This is a genomic window from Gilliamella sp. Choc6-1, assembly GCF_001690385.1.
Taxonomy (GTDB): Bacteria; Pseudomonadota; Gammaproteobacteria; order Enterobacterales; family Orbaceae; genus Gilliamella; species Gilliamella apicola_A.
The window spans coordinates 1-21,864 of the sequence record NZ_LZHI01000026.1; the positions used below are offsets into that span (position 1 = coordinate 1).

Sequence of the window (21,864 nt, forward strand, 5' to 3'; positions counted from 1 at the left end):
ACAACAAAATCATTCAGTTACTATTACTATGAGTTGTGCCATTGTTGGCTTAAGCCGTTGTGCTTACTATTATAAACCTAAGTTACCGGATGATTCAGTGATTATTTCGGTGTTGAATGCTATCACGGAAAGGCATTTACGCTGGGGTTTTCCTAAATGTTTTAATCGTATCAGAAAGCTCGGCTATAAATGGAATCATAAACGGGTATATCGGGTGTATTGTGAATTAAAGCTTAACCTCAGGGTAAAGCGTAAAAAACGTATTCCTCTACGATGCCCGGAAAGGTTATTAGCCCCCAATAAACAAGGTGAATGTTGGTCAATGGATTTTATGAGTGACAGTAGCCGTAATCAACGTCGCTTTAGGACATTCAATGTCATCGATGACTTTAATCGTGAGGCGTTAGGGATTGATATTGCAGTAAGCTTACCAGCAGGAAGGATTACCCGTTACTTAGATAAACTGGCTGAATATCATGGGTATCCATTAAAAATACGAGTTGATAATGGACCAGAATTTACAGGAAAAACCTTTATAAACTGGGCTAAATTACATGATATAACCATTGATTATATCCAGCCTGGTAGCCCTTATCAAAATGGCTATATTGAACAATTTAATCGTACCTATCGCACTAAAGTACTCTATTTATATCTTTTTAACAACCTAGCGCAAGCAAGGAGAATAACCGAAGAATGGCTCACCATTTATAATACCGAAAGACCGCATGAGGCATTAAATAACATGACACCGATTGAGTATAAAACACTAAAACAAGCAGCTTAATTTTCTACGTGAGTTGTGTACTAAGTTGGGGGCATTTACACTTATCTGCTCGATTATCCGCCATTTTCTTTAGTTATTTGTCCTCAATTCAGTGTAGGATTTATTCTCATCACCTATGGGCTAAGTCAACTGTGCTCTTCAATGATCTTTATAATACTGATTCTTGGTACCCACAGGGAAAAAGCCAATTTTTACCTAGCGCCCACTGATGGGCTTATGCCACATGGTTCAACACAACATGTACTTAATACGGCGCTTAATTGGCGATTAAAATATCCTATTATAGAATACTGGTTAGGCGGGCTCAATTTACACCTAACTCACCATATATATCCCGGTTTCAGCCATCGACATTACTTGCGCTTAACGGCGATTATCCAACAAATATCCAAGCAATTTCAGATTGATTATCATGAAATTACTCTGCCTGAACTGTTTATATAGCAGCAAGTTTTTTTAAAACAAATGGGAAGGAAGAAATAAATGCTTTTTGAGGCATTGACAGTATTAAAGCTGAAAAGAATTCAGATAACTAAATTCCATGAGATGATTTCATCTTTAATTTGTAACTATCTAATCACACCATAAATGTGATTGATGACTTTAATAGTGATGTGTTAGACATTCTGATACAGCCATCAGTTCACTAGCAGGTAAGATTCCCCCATTATCTGGATAAACTGGCTGAATATGGGTATAAGATCGTTTTATGATTAAGGATTCAGTAATATCTTGGTTATTAAAATGATCTTGAGTTTTATAGTCAGTATCATTACTTAACAGTTGGTATTTTCTTTTTTTAAAAATAACAAATAACCTTTATCTCTTAATTGCTGCAAGGCGGAGCTAACCCATTAATCAATTACATTATTGTTTGGAAATTGCTCTTCAAATTGTGTTCAATATTGCTTAATGAGGTCTTTGTGAAAAGATATACTTGAACCAATTTGTTCGCAAAGTTGTTTAATAAATTTTAAAGTAAATTTTTGTCATTGATAATTGGATAATAAAGTGGCATTATCCAATTATCGCATTTTCATTGTTACGCATTGCAGTTAAATAAAATTCAGGATAAGAATGAATAGGAAAATTCTCATCAGCAAACTACACTGTTAAATCATCGAGCAATTTAAGATAATCATTATCATTGAAATCGCCTTTCCTTAAATTTTTGTTTTAATACTTTTACTTAAAATCAAAAATTTATATGGAAATTGTTATTTTAGTATGGCTAGGTTTTTTATGTAAAAAAATAATCCATATTTACTCAAGAATGTTTAAAAATATAACTCTTAGTAAAAAAAGTATTGCTTTATTATTTTATTGCTATAATATATCCACTTCTTTGACGCGGGGTGGAGCAGCTTGGTAGCTCGTCGGGCTCATAACCCGAAGGTCGTTGGTTCAAATCCAGCCCCCGCAACCAATTTTAGCTAGTCCGCAACAACTCCACAGTACTCCAAAAAAATATACTTTATCTTTATACCATCACTATTCCAATTTTGGCACTGCTAGCAATGTTGATACTGCTTCGCTAATGCGCCTTGCTATGTAGCTATTGTTCATGGTGTATAAGTGAATGCCATCGACATCTTGCGAAACTAAATCAACAATCTGATCAATTGCATAAGCAATACCGGCATCACGAAATGCTTCTGGATGGTGTTCGTATTTTTCCATCATTTGTTTGAATTTTTTAGGTAAATTCACCCCACACATTGATACCATACGCTCAATTTGGTTTTTATTGGTCACTGGCATGATGCCTGCTTCTATTGGAACATTAATGCCAATATCGCGAGATTTATCTAAAAATGTATAAAAATAATCATTATCAAAAAATAGCTGTGAAATAAGTTGATCGGTACCTGCATTGACCTTTTCTTTTAGGTGGATCAGATCTTGTTTTAGTGTTGCTGCTTCAAGGTGTCCTTCGGGATAGCATGCACCAATCACGTTAAAATCACCGTTTTCTTTAATGAATGTCACCAGTTCGCTGGCGTATCGAAAATCATCTTTAGGTTGCACATTCGGGCTGATGTCACCACGCAAAGCAAGCACATTATCAATTCCTGCACATTTAAGATCGTGTAGGATTTTTTGCATTTCAGCTTTATCAAAATTGATCCCCGGCAAGTGAGCAACGCTTTCAATGCCATAAGTGTGCTTGACTGAGTGGGCAATATCAATGGTGGTTTGACCATTTAAGCTACCACCTGCACCATAAGTGACACTGATAAAATCAGGTTTAAAATAACCAAGTTCACGCAATGTACTATAAATTGTTTCTAAAGGTGAGGTTTTTTTAGGAGGAAAAACCTCAAAGGAGAATACGGTTTTTTTATTAAATAGTAGATTTGTTTTCATTTGTTTCATCCATTGGTTATGTCACTTATTGTCCTTATTGACACTTCCGCCGCCCAAATAGGCGGCGGAAACGTAAGGCTAAACAAAGCCTGATTTATTAATAAAAACGACTTTGTAAAAACATTGCTTAGTTCAGTGTTTTTCTTACTTCTAAAGTGGCTTGTACTAAATGTTGTAAGCTTTCAACCACTTCTTTTTCACCACGAGTTTTTAAACCACAATCTGGGTTGATCCACAATTTTTGGTTATCAATCTTCGCTAGTAACTTTTCAATTGTTGCTTTGATTTCGGCTACTGGTGGTACACGTGGTGAATGGATGTCATAAACCCCTGGTCCCACTTCAGTTTTGAAGTTGTTTGCATTAAGTACGTCAATCAACTGCAAATTAGAGCGAGAAGCCTCGAACGAAATAACATCAGCGTCCATTGCATCAATATCTTTAATAATGTCGGCAAATTCGCTATAACACATATGAGTGTGGATTTGCGTATCTGCTTGCACTTTGCTATGTACCAATCTAAACGCAGGGATCGCCCAATCAAGGTATTCACTGTTCCAATCGGCTTTACGTAGTGGTAATTTTTCTTTTAATGCCGCTTCGTCAATTTGAATGATCTTAATACCCGCTGCTTCAAGATCTAATACTTCATCACCAATTGCTAATGCTATTTGGAATACTGATTCTTTTTGAGAAATATCTTCTCGTGGGAATGACCAATTTAGAATAGTCACAGGTCCTGTTAACATACCTTTAACTGGTTTGTCTGTCAGGCTTTGTGCATATTTTGAATATGCAACAGTAATCGGTTTTGAGCGTGAAATATCACCCCAAACAATTGGTGGCTTAACGCAACGAGTACCATAAGATTGCACCCATGCTTTTTCAGTAAACACAAAGCCATTTAAGCTTTCACCAAAATATTCCACCATGTCATTACGTTCAAATTCACCATGAACTAACACATCAATGCCAATTTCTTCTTGTAATTTAATACATTCGGCAATTTTTTGTTGATTAAACTCAGTATATTCGTTCAGGCAAATTTCCCCTTTTTTGAATTTAGCACGATTTAAACGTACGTCAGGCGTTTGTGGGAATGATCCAATAGTGGTAGTTGGTAATAGTGGCAAATTAAAGGCCTTTTTCTGCGCAGCTTCACGCACTGAAAATTCAGGTAAACGAGTAAAGTCCGACTCTTTTAATGCGGCCACTTTTTGGCGTACTGCTTGATTTGCGCCCTCACGCTCACGAGTAAATAATGTTTGGTTAGCTTTATAAGCGGCATTATTTTCAGGATTTACATCTTTAAATAATTGACCAAGTTCAGCAAGTTCTTGTAGCTTTTCTTGTGCAAAAGCAAAATAAGCACGTTGTTGAATGGTTAATTTGGTCTCATTTTGCAATGTATAAGGAACATGCAGTAATGAACAAGAAGTATTGATTACAATATTTGCGGCCTTTTGTTTAATTTTGCCAAGTAATGCTAAGGTTTTTTGGTAATTGTTTTTCCAGATATTTTTTCCATTTACCACACCAGCAAATAAGACTTTATCGGCAGGGAAGCCATTGTTTTCAAGTAAAGCTAATGACTGTTTACCTTCAACAAAATCAAGACCAATACCATCAAAAGGTAAAGCGACAAGTTCTTTATAACAATCACGCACATCACCAAAATAGGTCTGTAGAACAATTTTGGTGTTACCTTTAACCGATAAAATCGCTTGATAAAGTTCGGTGAATAAAGCGATATCGTCTTTATTTAGGTCAGTGACTAAAATGGGGTCGTCAATTTGGATCCACTCAGCACCAAGCGTTGTGAATTTTTGGATGATGTCTTGATAAGCTTTAATAATATCAGCTTTAAAATCAACAAGCTGTTTTTTACCTAAATACTGTGCTAATTTAAAAAAGGTTAATGCACCAATCACAACCGGCTTGGTTTGCACACCTAACGCTTTAGCTTCTTGATATTCGTCAAAAGGTTTAGTGCCTGTTAACTTAATTTGTACTGAATCTTCAATTTCAGGTACTAAATAGTGGTAATTGGTGTTAAACCATTTTTTCATAGCGAGTGCTCTCACATCGCCTTTTTCACCCTGATAACCACGTGCCATCGCAAAATAACGGTCAAGTTCAGGTAAACCTAAATCTTGATAACGTTTTGGAATAACATTAAGTAAACACGCTGTATCTAACACCGCATCATAGAATGAAAAATCATTAGATGAAATAAAAGCAATTTTTTGAGCCGCTTGTTGTTTTAAATGCTCAGCTCGTAGCGCTTTAGCTTCGTTTAATAATTCAGCTTGTGTTTTATTACCTTTAAAATAGGCTTCTGTTGCAAATTTAAGTTCACGAAGCTTACCAACTCGAGGATATCCAATAACAGCAGTATTCATTTTTATTTCCTTTTTATCGATTTTCTTTAGTGATAAAGAAGATAACAAAAAAAATAGATATTGAATAATTCTAGTTTTTTATTGGTTAATATAGTTTTTAGCTATAACCAATAAAATGAAAAATCCTACTATAGTTAAATAGTAGGGTTTAGTATTAAGTGATTTAACTTAAATTATTGACGCCACTCGCCACGAATAGGTCTTGAAAAATGAGCAAGAACGGCAATCATACAAATTTCAATTGAAGCGCCCCAATAAATATGACCCAAAATTTCACTCCAAAGCTCATAGCCATTTAAATTCCATAACCAACCAACAGTACCTTCGGCATCATAAGCAGGATGACGAAAGCCAAGTAATGGAATTAAAAAACCATGCATAGAAATAGTAATAATAGTGCCATAAACTGCGCCATACCATAGTCGGATTTTGTTGCAATAATATGCACCAGCCACATAAACAAAGGCGAAAGCAAAACTGAATAACCAGTGATAAAGCGTTACCGCACCAGAAACAGTTGCTGTTTGATAAATATAATCAAGTGAATGAGAATCAATCCCTAACCAACCAAGCCATGCATCAATATGTGCCGCTGGAGGCGAAATTTCACCCGGGACACGAGGAGGCATATTAACCTCTGATCCCCACTTAACTAAAGCACTAATAAAACCACCAATGATTGTTGTCCAAATAATGATTTGACGATTTGTTTTATTTCCAAACATACTGGGTTTTCCACAATTACAATAATAGGTGTGTGAATTATACTCCAGTGTAATTTTGGATAAAAGAAGAATAGAAAGAATTAGCTAACGGTAAACGTAATTGAAATAATAGAAAGTGGCCATTTATTAAAAATAATCCGTTAAATTTTTATAAACGGTATTTTTATAGTCCACAATTAATTAGTATTTTTATTAATAATAATATAAAATTTTAGATTTTGTTATCGGCTTTAAGTATGGTTTATTTTCTTTACGTGCTTTATTTTTTAGAAGTGTGTTTTATCTTCCCGGGTTTGGGTAATAATGGAATAGGCACAATATCTCCACAGGAAATTATCAATTTCATTATTGTTGTTTTGTTTATTTTTAATTGTATTGTGAATTTTTTTTACATCCTATTAAAAAAGCATAAACGTAGAGCCGATTATATTGTTGTAGCACTGTTGTTTTCTTTTATTACTTTTGTACCAATTAACAACACGATGAAAGAAATTAATGATGCAAAAAGCATGGAAAGAATGGAAAATAATATAAAAATCCAATAAAAACAGCAAATGTAGGAAGAGTTGAGCAACAAATAAAAATAAACAAGAATTAAATAAGTCTCACTTAATAATAGTTACAGAATGCTTTATGGCTATGTCTACAGATATAATATAAATAAGATCTAAAAACAAACAAAAAACCAGACAGTGCAATAATTCTGTTTAATATACAAAAAAATCGACCCTATCCTAAATTTTGTGTTTTTGTCAGTTAAAGTGTAAATATCCCAAACTTAGTACACAGCTCACGTAGAAAATCATGCTGCTTGTTTTAGTTTTATACTCAATCGGTGTCATGTTATTTAATGCCTCATGCGGTCTTTCGGTATTATAAATCGTTAACCATTCTTCGGTTATTCTCCTTGTTTGTGCTAAGTTGTTAAAAAGATATAAATCGAGTACTTCAGTTCGATAGGTACGATTAAATCGTTCAATATACCAGTTTTGATAGGGACTACTGGGCTGGATATAATCAATGGTTATATCATGTGATTTAGCCCAGTCGATGAATGTTTTTCCGGTAAACTCCGGTCCATTATCCACTCGTATTTTGAGTGGATAGCCATGATATTCGGCCAGTTTATCCAGATAACGGGTAATCCTTATTAAATCCTCTTTTACTTTTATCATAGAGAATTTTCTACTTTTTTGCTGTACTATTTTAGGGGATAGTTACATCTTCGCCCCCTTCCCAAAAAACAAAAATACAACCCTGTATTTATTTACAGTGTTTTTACTGCTATACTGCCAATATTATAACTAGCCTTATGTATTAATTTATTATGATAACTCAACTCACTATTAATAATTTTGCTATTGTGGATCAGCTTCTTGTCGATTTTACTTCGGGTATGACTGCTATTACCGGCGAAACGGGAGCGGGGAAGTCGATTGCTATTGATGCATTGGGATTATGTTTAGGTAATCGTTCTGATGCTTCATCTATTCGACATGGAGCTGATCGTGTTGATATTTCTGCAAGTTTTTTACTTGATGATACGCCTGCAGCTTTTGATTGGCTAAGCGAAAACCAACTTGATGAAGGTAATGAGTGCATTTTGCGACGAGTAATTAATCAAGATGGGCGTTCTAAAGCGTTTATTAATGGTCGAGCTGTTCCTATTTCGCAATTAAAAGATTTGGGGCAAATGTTGATTCAAATTCATGGGCAACATGCGCATCAACGCCTGTTACGCAGTGATTATCAGCAGTTGTTGTTAAATCATTATATGAATGAATCAACACTACTTGCCCAAATGCATCAAGCCTATAAGCAATGGAAAGAAGCAACACGGTTTTACCAGCAATACGAAATAACAAGGCAAGAGCGTGATGCGCATATGCAACTTTTGCAATATCAATTAAAAGAACTTAATGAATTTTCGCCCATTGAGGGGGAATTTCAACAAATTGATGAAGAGTACAAACGGCTATCTAATAGCGAACAGTTAATTAATCTAAGCCAACAATCAGTCATGCTATTAGATGAAGCTGATGATTATAATGTTAATAGCTTACTAAGTAGTGTAAAAAACAGCGTTCAAGAAATAGCTGAACTCGACCCTTGCTTAAATAGCGTTTATAACATGTTAGAAGAAGCCTCAATCCAAATTAAAGAGGCAAGTGATGAACTGCGCCACTATAGCGAGCGTTTAGAGCTCGATCCTGCTCGAGTCATGCAATTAGAACAGCGGCTATCTAAACAGATTGCTTTGGCGCGTAAACATCATGTTTCTCCCGAAGAATTACCAGATTTACATCAAACTTTGTTAGCTGAATTTAAACAAATTAATCAGCAAGATGAACAAAGTGAACAACTTAAAAATGATATTACTAAATACCATCAAATTGCCGTTGAAATTGCTACAAAATTGCATCAAAAAAGATTAACGATAAGCAAAACATTAGCTAAAAAAGTCACCACTATTATGCATGAATTATCTATGCCTAATGGACAATTTAGTATCGATATTGCTTTTGACGAAAATCGATTAAATGAAGATGGCGCTGATCAAGTCACTTTTTTAGTTAGTACTAATGCAGGGCAAAGCCCCCAACCACTGGCTAAAGTTGCTTCGGGTGGGGAATTATCGCGTATTGCTTTGGCAATTCAAGTTTTAACTGCGCAAAAAATGGATACGCCAGCTTTAATCTTTGATGAAATCGATGTTGGGATCAGCGGTTCAACCGCCGCAAAAGTGGGGCAACTATTAAGGCAGCTTGGACAATCAACTCAAGTAATTACCGTTACTCATTTACCACAAGTTGCAGGACAAGCTAATCAACACTATTTTGTTAGTAAACAAACTAATGGTAAAAAAACCACTACAGATATGCAAAAATTAAACGAAAATGGGCGGTTAAACGAGTTAGCGAGATTATTAGGCGGCGATAAAATTACAGATGCAACATTAGCCAATGCGAAAGAGCTACTTATTATCTAACTTAATTGTGGTAATATAACGCTTTCATTTTTGGTGTGAAGGAAGCATGATCATGAGTCTATCGGGTAAACGTATTTTGTTAGGGATTACTGGTGGGATTGCCGCTTATAAATGTCCTGACCTTGTTCGCCATTTAAAAAAATCTGGCGCGCAAGTGCATGTAGTTTTGACAGATTCTGCTAGCCATTTTGTCACTAAAATGACGCTTCAAGCTGTTTCTGGCAATCAGGTTTCTAGCGATCTCTTTGATCCATCGGCCGAGCTTTCTATGAGTCATATTGAACTTGCCAAATGGGCAGATTTAGTATTAATTGCGCCTGCAACCGCCAATATTATTGCTAAAATGGCAAATGGTATTGCCGATGATTTGTTATCAACAATTTGTTTAGCAACATCTTCGCCAATTGCTATTGCTCCGGCGATGAATCAACAAATGTATAAAGCTGCCGCAACTCAACATAATTTATCTGTATTAGCGTCAAGAAATACCTTAATTTTAGGTCCAGACAGTGGTTTTCAAGCTTGCGGTGATGTTGGACCAGGACGTATGCTTGAGCCGCTCACTATTGTTGAGGAAATAACCGACTATTTTAAATCAACCTCAGCACTTTCAGATATATCAATTACCATTACAGCAGGCCCAACAATCGAAGAAATCGATCCAGTTCGTTATATTAGTAATTACAGTTCAGGAAAAATGGGATTTGCAATTGCAAATGCCGCTGCTCAAATGGGTGCTAATGTCACATTAATTAGTGGACCAGTTCACTTACATACGCCGAATAGTGTCAACCGAATTGACGTTAAAAGTGCTAAACAGATGTACGATGAAGCAATGAATCACGCTAAAAAATCAAATATTTTTATTTCTTGTGCCGCTGTTGCCGATTATCATGCTAAAACAATTGCGACACAAAAAATTAAAAAAACGGGTGATAACGATGAACTTGTGATTGAATTAGTTAAAAATCCCGATATTGTAGCTAATATTGCAGCACTAAAAACACATCGCCCTTTTGTGGTAGGGTTTGCCGCTGAAACTAATGATGTTAAAACTTATGCACTAAAAAAATTAACCGCAAAAAATTTAGATTTAATTTGTGCTAATGATGTTTCCGATAAAACCATTGGCTTTAATTCCGATCAAAATGCATTAACACTGTATTGGCAAAATGGTGAGCAAACGTTACCATTAAGCAGTAAAAATCAATTAGCAACACAGTTACTTCAAACTGTTATAACACGATATAAAGCGAGTCATGATGAAAAGAAAAATTGATATAAAAGTATTAGACAAACGTTTAGGTAACAAATTTCCTCTACCTACTTATGCAACTGAAGGATCTGCAGGCATTGATTTAAGAGCAATGTTTGATAAAACAACCGAAATAAAACCAGGAGAAACTATCTTAACGCCGACTGGTTTATCCATGCATATTGCTGATCCTAGTTTAGCTGCTTTAGTGTTACCGCGTTCAGGGCTTGGTTCAAAAAATGGTATTGTACTTGGTAATTTGGTGGGTTTGATTGATTCAGATTATCAAGGACAACTATTTGTTCCTGTTTGGAATCGAAGCCAAACTCCTTTTGTGATTGAAGCAGGCGATCGAATTGCTCAACTAATCATTGTTCCGGTTGTACAAGCCGAATTTAACATTGTTGATGAATTTGTTGAATCAGTACGAGGCGAAGGTGGTTTTGGACATTCGGGTAAAAAATGATCGTGAGTAGCAAAAATAGAAATCGCAAAGAAGATATCTTACAAGCATTGGCAAAAATGCTTGAATCTAATGAAGGCACTCAAAGAATAACTACAGCCAAATTAGCTGCAACAGTAGGTGTTTCTGAAGCAGCTTTATATCGACATTTTCCGAGTAAAACAAAAATGTTTGAAAGTTTAATTGTCTATATTGAAGATATCTTGTTATCCCGTATAAATGTGATCATGCATGAAGAGCCAAATACATTTACTCGGTTACAACTTATTCTTGCTTTGATATTAGGATTTTCTGAAAAGAACCCAGGATTAACCAGAATTATGACTGGGCACGCATTAATGTTTGAGCAAGATCAGTTACAAGAACGTATTAACCAGCTATTTGAACGAATTGAAACTCAAATTAAACAAGTTTTACGTGAGCGAAAAATTCGTGAAGGTGTTGCCTTCATAACTGATGAACGTATTTTATCTAGCCAATTATTAGCTTTTTGCGAGGGAATGATGGCACGTTATTCTCGTTCAGGTTTTAAATATCTACCAACAACTAATTTTGATATACGTTGGAATTTATTAGCCAAGCAACTGCTTTAACCAATTTCATAATTAAATTCTTTAATAAAAAATTTTTATTACCTATTGATGAGGATAATAATATGAATTTTGAAGATTTTTTAAATTATACTCTTTCATTTATCAAAAAATATGATGGGGTAGTATTTAGCTATATCGCTCATTTTTGCTTTGCTATTATTATTTTTGTTATTGGTAGAACCATCGCTAAATTTATTAGTAACCAATTAAAAAGAATATTAACAAATCGGCATGTTGATCCAACTGTTGTTAAATTTGTCAGTGCTTTATCATACTATGCAACCTTTTTAGTGACATTGGTTGCTGTTTTAGGTCAATTAGGGGTACAAACAGCCTCAATTGTTGCTGTTATCGGTGCTGCTGGTTTAGCGATTGGTTTAGCATTACAAGGCTCGCTATCTAACTTTGCAGCTGGTGTTATTTTAATTATTTTTCGTCCATTTAAAGTGGGTGAAATGGTCGTTATCAATAGCCAGCAAGGGATTATTGATTCTATCCAAATTTTTTCAACTTCTATTGTTACACCCACTAATGAACTAGTGGTGATCCCTAATAGCCAGGTAGTTAGTGCCAATATTATTAACTATACACGTTTGCCTGAAAGGCGTTTAGATCTGGTAATAAATGTTAGTTATAACTCAGATATTCAAAAAGTTTATCAAGTATTAAAACAAGCAGTTGATAAAACTAATAATATATTAACTTCAAAAGAGCCTACCATTCGATTAGATGTTTTAGATGCTTCTTCAATGAATTTTAATGTTTTAGTTTGGACATTAAATGAAAATTATGGAGTAGTAAAAGGTAAGTTGCTTGAAAATATCAAAAATGGATTAACTGAAAATAATATCGATATTCCATATCCAACAATGGATGTAAACCTGAAGTCTAAGTAACAGTTTATTAAAAACTTCATTGATCCGTTTCAATAGAAGTTTATTTATCATTTATTAGCAATTAAATATCTTGATCCATATTTAACGCCGGTTTTTCACAATCTGGACAACCAACAACTGTTGCTGGCACACCTGCAACAGTTGTATGCTGCGGTACATGATCTAATACGACAGATCCTGCTCCAATTTTAGCACCTTTGCCTATTTCAATATTACCTAAAATCGTTGAATGAGCTCCAATCATCACTCCTTCACGAATTTTTGGATGGCGATCACCATTTTCTTTACCCGTTCCGCCTAATGTAACCGATTGTAAAATAGAAACATCATTTTCAATTACCACCGTTTCTCCAATCACAATACCTGTTGCGTGATCAAACATTACTCCACAGCCAATTTTTGCCGCAGGGTGAATATCAACGCCAAATACAATCGCAATTTGGCTTTGTAAAAAAACCGCCAATGACTTACGATTTTGCTTCCAAAGCCAATGTGCAATTCGATAAGCTTGCAAGGATAAAAATCCTTTGTAATAAAGAAGTGGTGTTGAATAATAATTAGTGGCCGGGTCGCGAATATAAACAGCCATGATATCGCATATAGCTGACTGAATAATATTTTGGTCCGCTTGATAAGCCTGCCTAGCAATTTCACGAATTTCAATAGCGGGCATAACCTGAGAAACAAGTTTATTAGCTAAAATATAGCTTAAAGCACTACCCAAATTTTCATGATTGAGTAAAGTTGCATGGAAATAACTAGCTAGCATCGGCTCGCTTTCAACTAACTCTGAGGCTTCTTGTCGAATGGTTTGCCATAACATTTCTGGTTTCACAGCTATTTTTTTATCGTTCACTACAACTCCCTATACATATTAACTAAAATTATTAATATTGTTTCGCAAACTTTCCTTATAAGCAAGGATTGTATTGATTTAACATCAATAAAAATAAAAATGGAAACTATATGTCCCCATTTTTATAATTATTAGAGCTAATTTAAAATTATTGTTGTTTTGCTTTTTTCTCGTCACTTAAAGTAAATATAGCTATTATCGAAGTAATCAAAACAACACCAGCAAGCACATAAAATGTTGTCGCATATCCTGTATTATCAAATAATTTACCCACAAACCATGACAACACAATAACGCCAAGATTTGATGAAATATTAAAACCAACTAAATAAAGTGTAGCAGATAACCGAGCATCAAAATTACCTACAATATATTTAAACATCGCCAAAATAAATAATGGAATTTCAATTGCATGAAATAACTTAACGAATGATATCAGATAAATATTATCTAACGTTGCAGATAATGCAATTCGGCAAATCATAACTAGTGCAGCAACTAATAGCGATTTTTTAGCCCCCATTTTGTGAATAAAATAAGGAGCAATAATCATACAAGTTGCTTCTAAAAAGACTTGGAATGAATTTAAATAACCGTAAATTTGATAGCCATCTTCTGGTTTTTCAAAAAAACCAGTATAAAAATTAGGAAATAACTGCTGATCATAGATAGTATAAAAACTATAAGTACCAATAACAAAAAACACAAACAACCAAAATTTTTTCAAACCAAACAACGATAAAATTTCACCCATTGTTGGTATAGTCGTTGTTTTTTCTACTAAAGCAGTATCGTTATTTTCAGTTGGTGATGCTTGATATTGTTTTGGCTTAAATATCATATTAATGGTAAAAAAGATAACCGCAACACCCGACGCCATCCAAAAGTTAATATGAGGATCAATGCCAAATAAAATACCGGCAACAAACGTGGCAGCAGCATAACCAAATGATCCCCAAAAACGAGCAGGACCAAATTCAAAGCCAAATAATCGACTAATACGTTCAATAAAAGAGTCAATCAAAGCACTACCTGAAATAAAGCTAGCACTTAAAACGGGTGCTCCGAAACAAACACCCCAAATAAAATCATTTTTTAATAAAGGCTCATACACATAAATTAAAAAAGGACCAATAAGAACCATGATAATACTTTGGAAGGTCACTACCGCTTTACCTATTTGTAATTTATCTTGAATAATGCCATAGAAAATCATGAAAAACATGGCCGCGGCAGAATTAGCCGCATAAACAATACCTAACTGCTCACCGGATAAGTCAATTTTACTTTTTAACCAAATTGCGTAAAAAGACCACCACATCGACCACGCAGCATAAAAGGTAATAAGGTAACCAGACGAGAACCAATAGTTTCTATTTTTTATCATATTCATGTTTATTACTCTTATATTGTTGAAATATCGAATAAGTTTAACGTTAACATGCTAATATTAACATTATTGCCATATTTGATACGAAATAGATAGAACCAATTATCATAAATGTTACTTACCTCACACTTTTTATCATTTCTATTTGTGATATCATCATGCATAGTAATGATTGATAATCATTTTTATCTTGTAAAACAAGAGGATTTAACTATGGCTTCACTTAAGGATGTTGCAAAGCTAGCTTCTGTTTCATTAATGACGGTTTCACGCGCAATAAATAACCCTGAAAAATTAAATAAAGAAACTTACAAGCGCGTTAAACAAGCTATTGAGCACCTTAATTACGTACCTGACTTATCGGCAAGGAAGATTCGTGGTGATAAGTCAGGACCAAGTGCAATTGGTGTTTTGGCATTAGAAACAGCAATGACGCCATTTTCGGTAGAATTACTACAAGCCATAGAAAAGACCGCACAAGATCATGGTTGGAATACCTTTATAGTTAATTTATTTGATGATAAAGATCCCGATCATGCAATAAACACCCTGCTATCATATCGCCCTAACGGTATTATCTATACCACAATGGGATTAAGAAAAGTTGAACTTCCTGAAAAGTTATTAGATAAAAATGTTGTATTAGCCAACTGTATAAGTGATTCAAAACAACTAGCTTGCTACATTCCAAATGACTATTTGGGTCAATATCAAGCCATGCAACAAGTAATAAAGAAAGGCTATAAAAAACCATTATGCATCTATTTATCAGAAACCACATTAGCAGGAAAAACTAGACGTAAAGCTGTTGAGCAAGCGTGGTTAGATGCCGGTTACAATTTAAATGAGATTACTAGTTACCATACCTCAACTTTATCAGATGATCTTGCTCAAGAATATATGATGACGGTTGATATACTCAAACAGCATTGTAATAAAAAACCCGATTTTGATGTATTAATTTGTGGTAATGATCGAATAGCTTTTGTTGCTTATCAATATTTACTCGGTCAAGGACTTCATATTCCTTCTGATGTGGCTGTATTAGGTTACGATAACATGGTAGGTACTGGTGAACTATTTTATCCACCACTGACAACAGTACAATTGCCTCATTATGAGATTGGAGAACAAGCAGCTTTACATATAATTAATAACAAAAACCAAAAACAGATAATACAGGTAGCATCACCTTATTTAGAAAGGAATTCATTATAGCTTACTTAAATTGACCGCCAAATGGCGATCAATTCAATCATCAATTACGCATAAATAGATTTTAACTGCCAGCTATCTACTTTGGTTATTCTGGCGCTACCATTTTCAGCAAATAAATTAACTACTCGCTCTGCTGGTAATTTTGGATAGATACGGCTTGAAAGGCTATATAAATCACCATTAACAAATACTTCTACAGATGAAGCATCAACATACACATGTAAAGTTAATTTTTGGCTCTCTGGTAATGGTACGCTACGATAACCAGTTAATTCAAGACCAGATAAACTACGATCAAGAACAATACGATTAGATTGTAAATCAACATATAGTAATGTTGCTTGTTTACCATTTTCAGTGGCAGCAAGTTGCAAACCAAAACGCTCAGCATCACTTTCTTTTAGATCAAATTCAACACAAAGTTCACAATAAATTGACTCAATATTGGTATTTTTAAGCTCACTATTGAGTATTATTTCATCAAATGATTTTGGCTTTTCGCGCAATGCTTCAAGTTCCTTTATTGGGCGATTTCTGACTTTATTATCTTGATCTAAAATCAGTTCACGAGGAAGTGTAAATGCGCCTGCCCATTTATCTTTTTTGCTTGGCATGGCTGACTGCCACATATCCATCCAAGCAAAAATAATACGACGTCCATCAGCGGCAAGAAATGATTGCGGTGCATAAAAATCGTGTCCAAAATCCATTTCTTGAAAGGGTTTAACTATTGAAAATTGCTGCCCAGGTTGCCAATTACCTACTATATAGCCTGATTGGAATTGATTACGATACTGATAACCTTTTGCTTTCAACCCTTGTGGTGAAAACATCAAAACCCATTTATCACCAAGTGGAAAAAAATCAGGGCATTCAAGCATATAAACATCTGGATCGATATCACTCACTACAACATGATCCAATTGCCATTCATTTAAATCATCAGATCTAAATAGTAAAACTTGACCAACATTATTTGGCGTTCTTTGACCAACAACCATCCACCATTTACCATCTTGTTGCCACACTTTAGGATCGCGAAAGTGCATTACTCCGTCTTGGGGTATAAGTACTGTGCCTTGCTTTTCAAAATGAATGCCATCTTTACTAGTTGCAAGACATTGGCTTTGTCGAATCTGTTCATCATAACCTTGGCCACTCAACCATATATGACCAGTATAAATTAAGCATAACTCACCATTATTATCTACGGCCGATCCAGAAAAACAGCCTGACTTATCAAATTCTTGATCGGGAGCAATAGCTATTGGCAACCTTCGCCATGTGATTAAATCATCACTAACAGCATGTCCCCAATGCATTGGTCCCCAATTTTCATCATAAGGATGATGCTGATAAAAGGCATGATATTGACCTTTAAAATAAATCAAACCGTTAGGATCATTCATCCAACCAGCTGGTGGAGCTAAATGAAAATGTGGATAATATTGTTTATTCATTGCTTTTTCTAAATTTTTAACAGCTAGATTGGCTTTATCAATAGCAGTAGACATAAAAACCCCTTTTTTATCCAATATTAGATACCTTTATTTAATAGTATCTTAATTTGATTGTTAACGTTAACTATTAATGAAATTAGCGATAAAATATGTGATGATAGTCACATATTTTTAACGTTAACAATGAATTTTTTGTCAAATGATTTAGTCTATGGCGGACTTTTAAAAAATGACTATTATAAATTCAACAACAGATTAAGTATTAATGACTTTACTAAAAAGTAAAAAGATGACATATTTCAAAAAACTCAAGTAATCTGTCTCTATACTAGATTACCGCAGTAACTAACTATAACCGAGTAAAAAAATGAATACTACTAAAATTTGGTCCCTTGGAGATGCCGTTATTGATTTATTGCCATTTGGTGATATGAATTATAAAGCATGTGCTGGTGGCGCACCTGCAAATGTTGCAATTGGTGTTGCAAAATTAGGGTTGCCTTCAGCGTTTATTGGTCGTGTTGGTAATGACCCTTTTGGTGATTTTATGGAAACCACATTCCGCCAATATAACGTTGATTGTCAAAGCCTTGAAAAAGATGAACATCATCGAACAAGTACTGTGGTTGTTGATTTAGGAAAAAACGGTGAACGTAGTTTTACTTTTTTGGTTTCACCTTCAGCTGATCAATTTTTATCTCAGCAAGCAATTCCTAATTTTAACCAAGATATTTTACACTTTTGCTCTTTGGCGCTAGTTGGCCACACCTGCCGTCAAACACTTAAAATTGCGATTGAACAGCTTACCGCTAAAAATGGCCTAATCAGCTTTGATGTTAACTTGCGCGAACAGATGTGGGTCAATAAAGACGAAATGCGCACCACCATTACCCAATTTTGTCATGATGCTGATATCCTCAAACTATCAGACGAAGAACTATTTTGGTTAACTCAAAGCAATGATTGGAGTGAAGCATTAAATAAACTACAACAACACTATGAAGCATCATTAAAATTAATTACCAAAGGTAAAGATGGCAGCATTGTATTATGGCAAGGCAAAACATTTTCGTTTGATTCGTACCATGTAAATAGTGTTGATACAACCGGTGCAGGTGATGCTTTTGTCGCAGGATTACTCAGCAGTATTGCATCATCAGGCATGCCTGATGATAAACTGATGTTAGAAAGCATGATGACCATTGCCAGTGCTTGTGGAGCCTTAGCTACAACCAAAAAAGGCGCATTAACTGCACTACCTGATAGTACATTTTTACAATCATTTATTAGCGATAATCCAACATTAACAGCAAAACAAATGGCATAATAAAAATAGTAAAAACTTACTAATAGGGCAGCAAGATTGAGCACAATAGTTTCAAAATATAATTGTTATTGACTGCCCTTTACCACTCAATAACTTAACTATTTAGTTAAATTACTGTTTATAAAATAAAATAGCATTTAACACCGACTGCATTGTGATCTTGCCCATTGATCTATCATAAAAACATCATCAATTGTCGATGGCTCAGGGAAAGCCAATTGATCTAATACTTTTGATACATTTTTAGCAATATCCATAAAACCAATTTTATGTTGCAAAAATGCTTCAACCGCAACTTCATTGGCGGCATTGAGCGCCGTGGTAGCCGCTTGCCCTTGATTAAAGGTATCGATTGCCAATTTTAAACATGGATAACGGTCAAAGTCAGGTTGTTTAAATGTTAACGACGAAATTTGCGTAAAATCTAAAGGTGGTACGCTTGAAGGAATACGATCGGGGTAAGACATGGCATAAGCAATTGGCGTGCACATATCAGGCACACCAAGTTCAGCTATCACACTACCATCTTGATAACGTACCATTGAATGGATAATTGATTGCGGATGAATAATAATTTCCATTTCGTTGGCACTAGCATTAAATAGCCAACGAGCTTCAATATATTCCAGCCCTTTATTCATCATCGTTGCTGAATCAACAGATATTTTTTTACCCATCGACCAATTAGGGTGAGCAACCGCTTGCTCGGGGGTGACATGTGCCAGTTTAGCTAAATCCCAATCACGAAATGGTCCGCCAGAACCTGTTAACACGATTTTAGTAATACCATGCTCAGCAAGGTTAGCAAAACCTAAATCATGCTGTACCGTCGTTGGTAAACTTTGAAAAATAGCGTTATGTTCGCTATCTACCGGCAACAACTCAGCACCATACTCTTTAACCGCTTGCATAAATAAATGTCCACAGGTTACTAGCGATTCTTTATTGGCCAACAAAATACGCTTACCTTTTTTAATCGCAGCAAGAGTTGGTTTTAATCCTGCGGCTCCAACGATTGCGGCCATCACTTGATCGACCTCGGGCAACTGCGTTAATTCGCAAATGGCTTGTTCACCACTTAACACTTCAATATCCAATTTTAGATTGGCAAGATTTGCTCTTAATGCCATCTCAGCTTGCGCTGTTGCCATGGCAACGTATTTAGGCTTAAAAGCCAGACATTGCTCAGTCATTTTGGCAACATTATTACCTCCTACTAAAGCATAAGCTTTAAATAGATGTGGATTTTGAGCAATAACCGCTAGCGTACTGCAACCAATTGAACCTGTCGAACCTAAAATTGTGATATTTTTCATATTAATACATTAAATCTATATTATGATTAGCTAAAAAATTAATAAATTCCTTGGTTGGCACTTTATCTGTAATAATTTGATTAAACAGAGTTAACTCACCAATAAAAGCCGGTTTAACTTGATTAAATTTAGTATGATCGGCAATCAAAATATTTTGACCTGATTTTTTTATAGCCTGCAATTTCATATCAAGTTCATCAAAATGATAACAAGTTGCACCTTGTTCAATATCAATCCCTGCGGCCGAAATAAATGCTTTATTTGGGCAAATCGAATTTAATCCACTATGCTGTCCAATAGCGCTAAAAATCGCATTATTAGCCTGATAATGACCACCACATAAAATTGTCTTACAATTAGATTTATTTTGTAATGCTAAAAATGCGTTTAATGAATAACAGATAGCAGTAAAATTTATCTCATCATCAATGGCATCAATAATAAAAGGAATAGTGGTACCACAATCAAAAAAAACGGTATCGTTTTCTACAATGCATTTACTAGCTATATTGGCAATATATTGTTTTTCATAAACCTGTTTATCTTGTTGGTCTGACAAAAAATACGGGGTAATTTGATGACGAGCATCACTAACAACATAGCCACCCAAAACACTTAGGGAACAACCAACATTGCCCAAATCTCGGCGAATGGTCATTTCTGAAACAGCCAACAACTTAGCGGCTTCTTTTAAATGAATCTTATCTGTTTTTTTTAAAAGTTGAATAAGATCATTCACTCTTTTTTGTGATTGTGTTTCCATGCTGATCCCATAAATCAATAATAACAAGCTACATAAGTAGCTTATTAATTGATATCATTGATTAATAATCACTGGTCGAAGTTGCATCACCAGAAACAATCGCAATACCTGCACTAGCCCCTAAACGTGAAGCCCCCGCTTGAACCATTTTTTCAGCCGTTTGACGATCACGAATACCGCCCGATGCTTTAACGCCCATCTCATTGCCAACGGTATCACGCATCAACTTAACATCCTCAACCGTTGCGCCAGATACACTAAACCCAGTCGAGGTTTTAACAAAAGCAACACCGATTTGCTTACAAATTTCACAGACTTTAGCAATTTCGTCTTTAGTTAATAAACAAGTTTCTAAAATCACTTTTAATGGCACAGCGCCACAAGCGTTAAATACCGCCTCAATATCTTGTTTAACCGCATCCCAATCATTGCTTTTTAACCAACCCACATTGATAACCATATCGATTTCTTGCGCACCTGCTTTAACCGTCATTTCGGTTTCAAAGGCTTTAGCGCTAGTTAGCATTGCACCTAAAGGAAAGCCAACTACTGAACACACTTTTACATCGCTACCTTTTAGTAAACTAGCCACTAAAGGAACATAGCCTGAATTAACACAAACTGAATAAAAATGATATTGTTTAGCTTCTTCACAGAGTTTAGTTATTTGGTCTTTTGTTGCGTTCATCGCAAGTAAAGTATGATCGATATACTTTGCATAATTCATAGTGATATCCTTAATTTTTTTAGTTTTGATGTCTAATTTAATAAATTTGTTAGGTGTAAAATGTTATTTTAATAACAGATATAAGGTGATAATGTTATTATAGTAACATTATGGGTAATTGTAAAAAATAGTACAGATAAAAATAGGCGGATATTGAGTTTTGTTTTTCTTTAAATGTTAACAAAAAAAACTTAGATAAAATCAATAAATTTTTCTGAGTATTTTTTAATATGTTTGAATGATTAACCTTGGAGTGTACATCTGTGTATTAAGTTTTATTTAACATCCTACTAAATCTTCTAATGCCGATGAGCTTTCTCAGTAAAACTTA

19 protein-coding genes and 1 tRNA gene are annotated in these 21,864 nt (G+C 34.8%); 10 read left to right on the plus strand and 10 right to left on the minus strand.

Annotated features, from left to right (window positions below):
- The 3 genes from A9G36_RS02950 to A9G36_RS02960 form a co-directional block, all read left to right on the plus strand.
- Positions 1 to 787 (plus strand): IS3 family transposase (locus A9G36_RS02950; RefSeq protein WP_081296663.1); only part of this gene is annotated, 787 nt, incomplete at its 5' end.
- A 108-nt stretch (positions 788 to 895) separates the two neighbouring features.
- Complete coding sequence (locus tag A9G36_RS02955) at positions 896 to 1,231, plus strand: fatty acid desaturase (protein ID WP_255305663.1); 336 nt, start codon at positions 896 to 898, stop codon at positions 1,229 to 1,231.
- A gap of 905 nt (positions 1,232 to 2,136) precedes the next feature.
- Positions 2,137 to 2,213: transfer RNA gene (locus tag A9G36_RS02960), tRNA-Met, on the plus strand.
- Between the two features lie 65 nt (positions 2,214 to 2,278).
- On the opposite strand, the gene metF is transcribed toward A9G36_RS02960, so the two are convergent.
- The 4 genes from metF to A9G36_RS02985 all read right to left on the minus strand — a co-directional run bounded on the left by metF (position 2,279) and on the right by A9G36_RS02985 (position 7,485).
- Positions 2,279 to 3,154: a methylenetetrahydrofolate reductase [NAD(P)H] gene (gene metF / locus A9G36_RS02965; RefSeq protein ID WP_065585386.1), complete on the minus strand. Its 876-nt coding sequence runs from the start codon at positions 3,152 to 3,154 to the stop codon at positions 2,279 to 2,281.
- A 127-nt stretch (positions 3,155 to 3,281) separates the two neighbouring features.
- Positions 3,282 to 5,555: a 5-methyltetrahydropteroyltriglutamate--homocysteine S-methyltransferase gene (gene metE / locus A9G36_RS02970; RefSeq protein WP_065585387.1), complete on the minus strand. Its 2,274-nt coding sequence runs from the start codon at positions 5,553 to 5,555 to the stop codon at positions 3,282 to 3,284.
- 173 nt (positions 5,556 to 5,728) lie between these two features.
- Complete coding sequence (locus tag A9G36_RS02975) at positions 5,729 to 6,280, minus strand: DUF1440 domain-containing protein (protein WP_065585388.1); 552 nt, start codon at positions 6,278 to 6,280, stop codon at positions 5,729 to 5,731.
- 752 nt (positions 6,281 to 7,032) lie between these two features.
- Complete coding sequence (locus A9G36_RS02985) at positions 7,033 to 7,485, minus strand: integrase core domain-containing protein (protein ID WP_442902650.1); 453 nt, start codon at positions 7,483 to 7,485, stop codon at positions 7,033 to 7,035.
- 122 nt (positions 7,486 to 7,607) lie between these two features.
- Between A9G36_RS02985 and recN the strand changes: the two genes are divergently transcribed.
- The 5 genes from recN to A9G36_RS03010 all read left to right on the plus strand — a co-directional run bounded on the left by recN (position 7,608) and on the right by A9G36_RS03010 (position 12,476).
- The gene (gene recN, locus A9G36_RS02990; RefSeq protein ID WP_065585389.1) at positions 7,608 to 9,269 is read left to right on the plus strand and encodes a DNA repair protein RecN; all 1,662 of its coding nucleotides are present in this window, start codon (positions 7,608 to 7,610) and stop codon (positions 9,267 to 9,269) included.
- A gap of 52 nt (positions 9,270 to 9,321) precedes the next feature.
- Entirely contained in the window at positions 9,322 to 10,548 is a 1,227-nt protein-coding gene (gene coaBC, locus A9G36_RS02995) for a bifunctional phosphopantothenoylcysteine decarboxylase/phosphopantothenate--cysteine ligase CoaBC (protein ID WP_065568904.1), read from the plus strand.
- Complete coding sequence (gene dut, locus A9G36_RS03000; RefSeq protein WP_065568905.1) at positions 10,532 to 10,990, plus strand: dUTP diphosphatase; 459 nt, start codon at positions 10,532 to 10,534, stop codon at positions 10,988 to 10,990. The genes coaBC and dut overlap by 17 nt, the downstream gene beginning before the upstream one ends.
- Positions 10,987 to 11,580, plus strand: a complete 594-nt coding sequence (gene slmA, locus A9G36_RS03005; protein WP_065568906.1) for a nucleoid occlusion factor SlmA — start codon at positions 10,987 to 10,989, stop codon at positions 11,578 to 11,580. The genes dut and slmA overlap by 4 nt, the downstream gene beginning before the upstream one ends.
- 62 nt (positions 11,581 to 11,642) lie before the next feature.
- A complete protein-coding gene (locus A9G36_RS03010; protein ID WP_065568929.1) occupies positions 11,643 to 12,476 on the plus strand; it encodes a mechanosensitive ion channel domain-containing protein in 834 nt (277 codons plus the stop codon).
- Positions 12,477 to 12,537: 61 nt separating this feature from the next.
- On the opposite strand, the gene cysE is transcribed toward A9G36_RS03010, so the two are convergent.
- Together cysE and A9G36_RS03020 are read right to left on the minus strand one after the other, a co-directional pair.
- The gene (cysE, locus tag A9G36_RS03015; RefSeq protein WP_065568930.1) at positions 12,538 to 13,299 is read right to left on the minus strand and encodes a serine O-acetyltransferase; all 762 of its coding nucleotides are present in this window, start codon (positions 13,297 to 13,299) and stop codon (positions 12,538 to 12,540) included.
- 181 nt (positions 13,300 to 13,480) lie between these two features.
- On the minus strand, positions 13,481 to 14,725 hold the full coding sequence (locus A9G36_RS03020; protein WP_065568907.1) for an oligosaccharide MFS transporter: 1,245 nt from the start codon (positions 14,723 to 14,725) through the stop codon (positions 13,481 to 13,483).
- 210 nt (positions 14,726 to 14,935) lie between these two features.
- Here A9G36_RS03020 and A9G36_RS03025 point away from each other — a divergent pair, with 210 nt between their 5' ends.
- Positions 14,936 to 15,940 carry a LacI family DNA-binding transcriptional regulator gene (locus tag A9G36_RS03025; protein WP_034909633.1) on the plus strand — a complete coding sequence of 335 codons (1,005 nt, stop codon included), beginning with the start codon at positions 14,936 to 14,938 and terminating at the stop codon, positions 15,938 to 15,940.
- A 44-nt stretch (positions 15,941 to 15,984) separates the two neighbouring features.
- Here A9G36_RS03025 and A9G36_RS03030 read toward each other — a convergent pair whose 3' ends face one another.
- On the minus strand, positions 15,985 to 17,454 hold the full coding sequence (locus A9G36_RS03030) for a glycoside hydrolase family 32 protein (RefSeq protein ID WP_065585390.1): 1,470 nt from the start codon (positions 17,452 to 17,454) through the stop codon (positions 15,985 to 15,987).
- A 313-nt stretch (positions 17,455 to 17,767) separates the two neighbouring features.
- Between A9G36_RS03030 and A9G36_RS03035 the strand changes: the two genes are divergently transcribed.
- Positions 17,768 to 18,727 (plus strand): aminoimidazole riboside kinase, encoded by a 960-nt coding sequence (locus A9G36_RS03035; RefSeq protein ID WP_065585391.1) that lies wholly within the window; start codon positions 17,768 to 17,770, stop codon positions 18,725 to 18,727.
- 137 nt (positions 18,728 to 18,864) lie between these two features.
- Here the strand turns inward: A9G36_RS03035 and ispC are convergent, their stop codons facing one another.
- The 3 genes from ispC to deoC form a co-directional block, all read right to left on the minus strand.
- Complete coding sequence (gene ispC, locus A9G36_RS03040; RefSeq protein WP_065585392.1) at positions 18,865 to 20,043, minus strand: 1-deoxy-D-xylulose-5-phosphate reductoisomerase; 1,179 nt, start codon at positions 20,041 to 20,043, stop codon at positions 18,865 to 18,867.
- Between the two features lies 1 nt (position 20,044).
- Positions 20,045 to 20,806, minus strand: coding sequence for a DNA-binding transcriptional repressor DeoR (gene deoR, locus A9G36_RS03045; RefSeq protein ID WP_065585393.1), 762 nt, complete (start codon positions 20,804 to 20,806; stop codon positions 20,045 to 20,047).
- Positions 20,807 to 20,867: 61 nt separating this feature from the next.
- Positions 20,868 to 21,539, minus strand: a complete 672-nt coding sequence (gene deoC / locus A9G36_RS03050; protein WP_065585394.1) for a deoxyribose-phosphate aldolase — start codon at positions 21,537 to 21,539, stop codon at positions 20,868 to 20,870.
- Between the last annotated feature and the right edge of the window lie 325 nt (positions 21,540 to 21,864).

Bases quoted from the DNA above. Each gene is read 5' to 3' on its own strand.
- metF (WP_065585386.1), bottom strand. From the start codon at position 3,154: ATGAAAACAAATCTACTATTTAATAAAAAAACCGTATTCTCCTTTGAG.
- metE (WP_065585387.1), bottom strand. From the start codon at position 5,555: ATGAATACTGCTGTTATTGGATATCCTCGAGTTGGTAAGCTTCGTGAA.
- A9G36_RS02975 (WP_065585388.1), bottom strand. From the start codon at position 6,280: ATGTTTGGAAATAAAACAAATCGTCAAATCATTATTTGGACAACAATC.
- recN (WP_065585389.1), top strand. From the start codon at position 7,608: ATGATAACTCAACTCACTATTAATAATTTTGCTATTGTGGATCAGCTT.
- coaBC (WP_065568904.1), top strand. From the start codon at position 9,322: ATGAGTCTATCGGGTAAACGTATTTTGTTAGGGATTACTGGTGGGATT.
- dut (WP_065568905.1), top strand. From the start codon at position 10,532: ATGAAAAGAAAAATTGATATAAAAGTATTAGACAAACGTTTAGGTAAC.
- slmA (WP_065568906.1), top strand. From the start codon at position 10,987: ATGATCGTGAGTAGCAAAAATAGAAATCGCAAAGAAGATATCTTACAA.
- A9G36_RS03010 (WP_065568929.1), top strand. From the start codon at position 11,643: ATGAATTTTGAAGATTTTTTAAATTATACTCTTTCATTTATCAAAAAA.
- cysE (WP_065568930.1), bottom strand. From the start codon at position 13,299: ATGTTATGGCAAACCATTCGACAAGAAGCCTCAGAGTTAGTTGAAAGC.
- A9G36_RS03020 (WP_065568907.1), bottom strand. From the start codon at position 14,725: ATGAATATGATAAAAAATAGAAACTATTGGTTCTCGTCTGGTTACCTT.
- A9G36_RS03025 (WP_034909633.1), top strand. From the start codon at position 14,936: ATGGCTTCACTTAAGGATGTTGCAAAGCTAGCTTCTGTTTCATTAATG.
- A9G36_RS03030 (WP_065585390.1), bottom strand. From the start codon at position 17,454: ATGTCTACTGCTATTGATAAAGCCAATCTAGCTGTTAAAAATTTAGAA.
- A9G36_RS03035 (WP_065585391.1), top strand. From the start codon at position 17,768: ATGAATACTACTAAAATTTGGTCCCTTGGAGATGCCGTTATTGATTTA.
- ispC (WP_065585392.1), bottom strand. From the start codon at position 20,043: ATGAAAAATATCACAATTTTAGGTTCGACAGGTTCAATTGGTTGCAGT.
- deoR (WP_065585393.1), bottom strand. From the start codon at position 20,806: ATGGAAACACAATCACAAAAAAGAGTGAATGATCTTATTCAACTTTTA.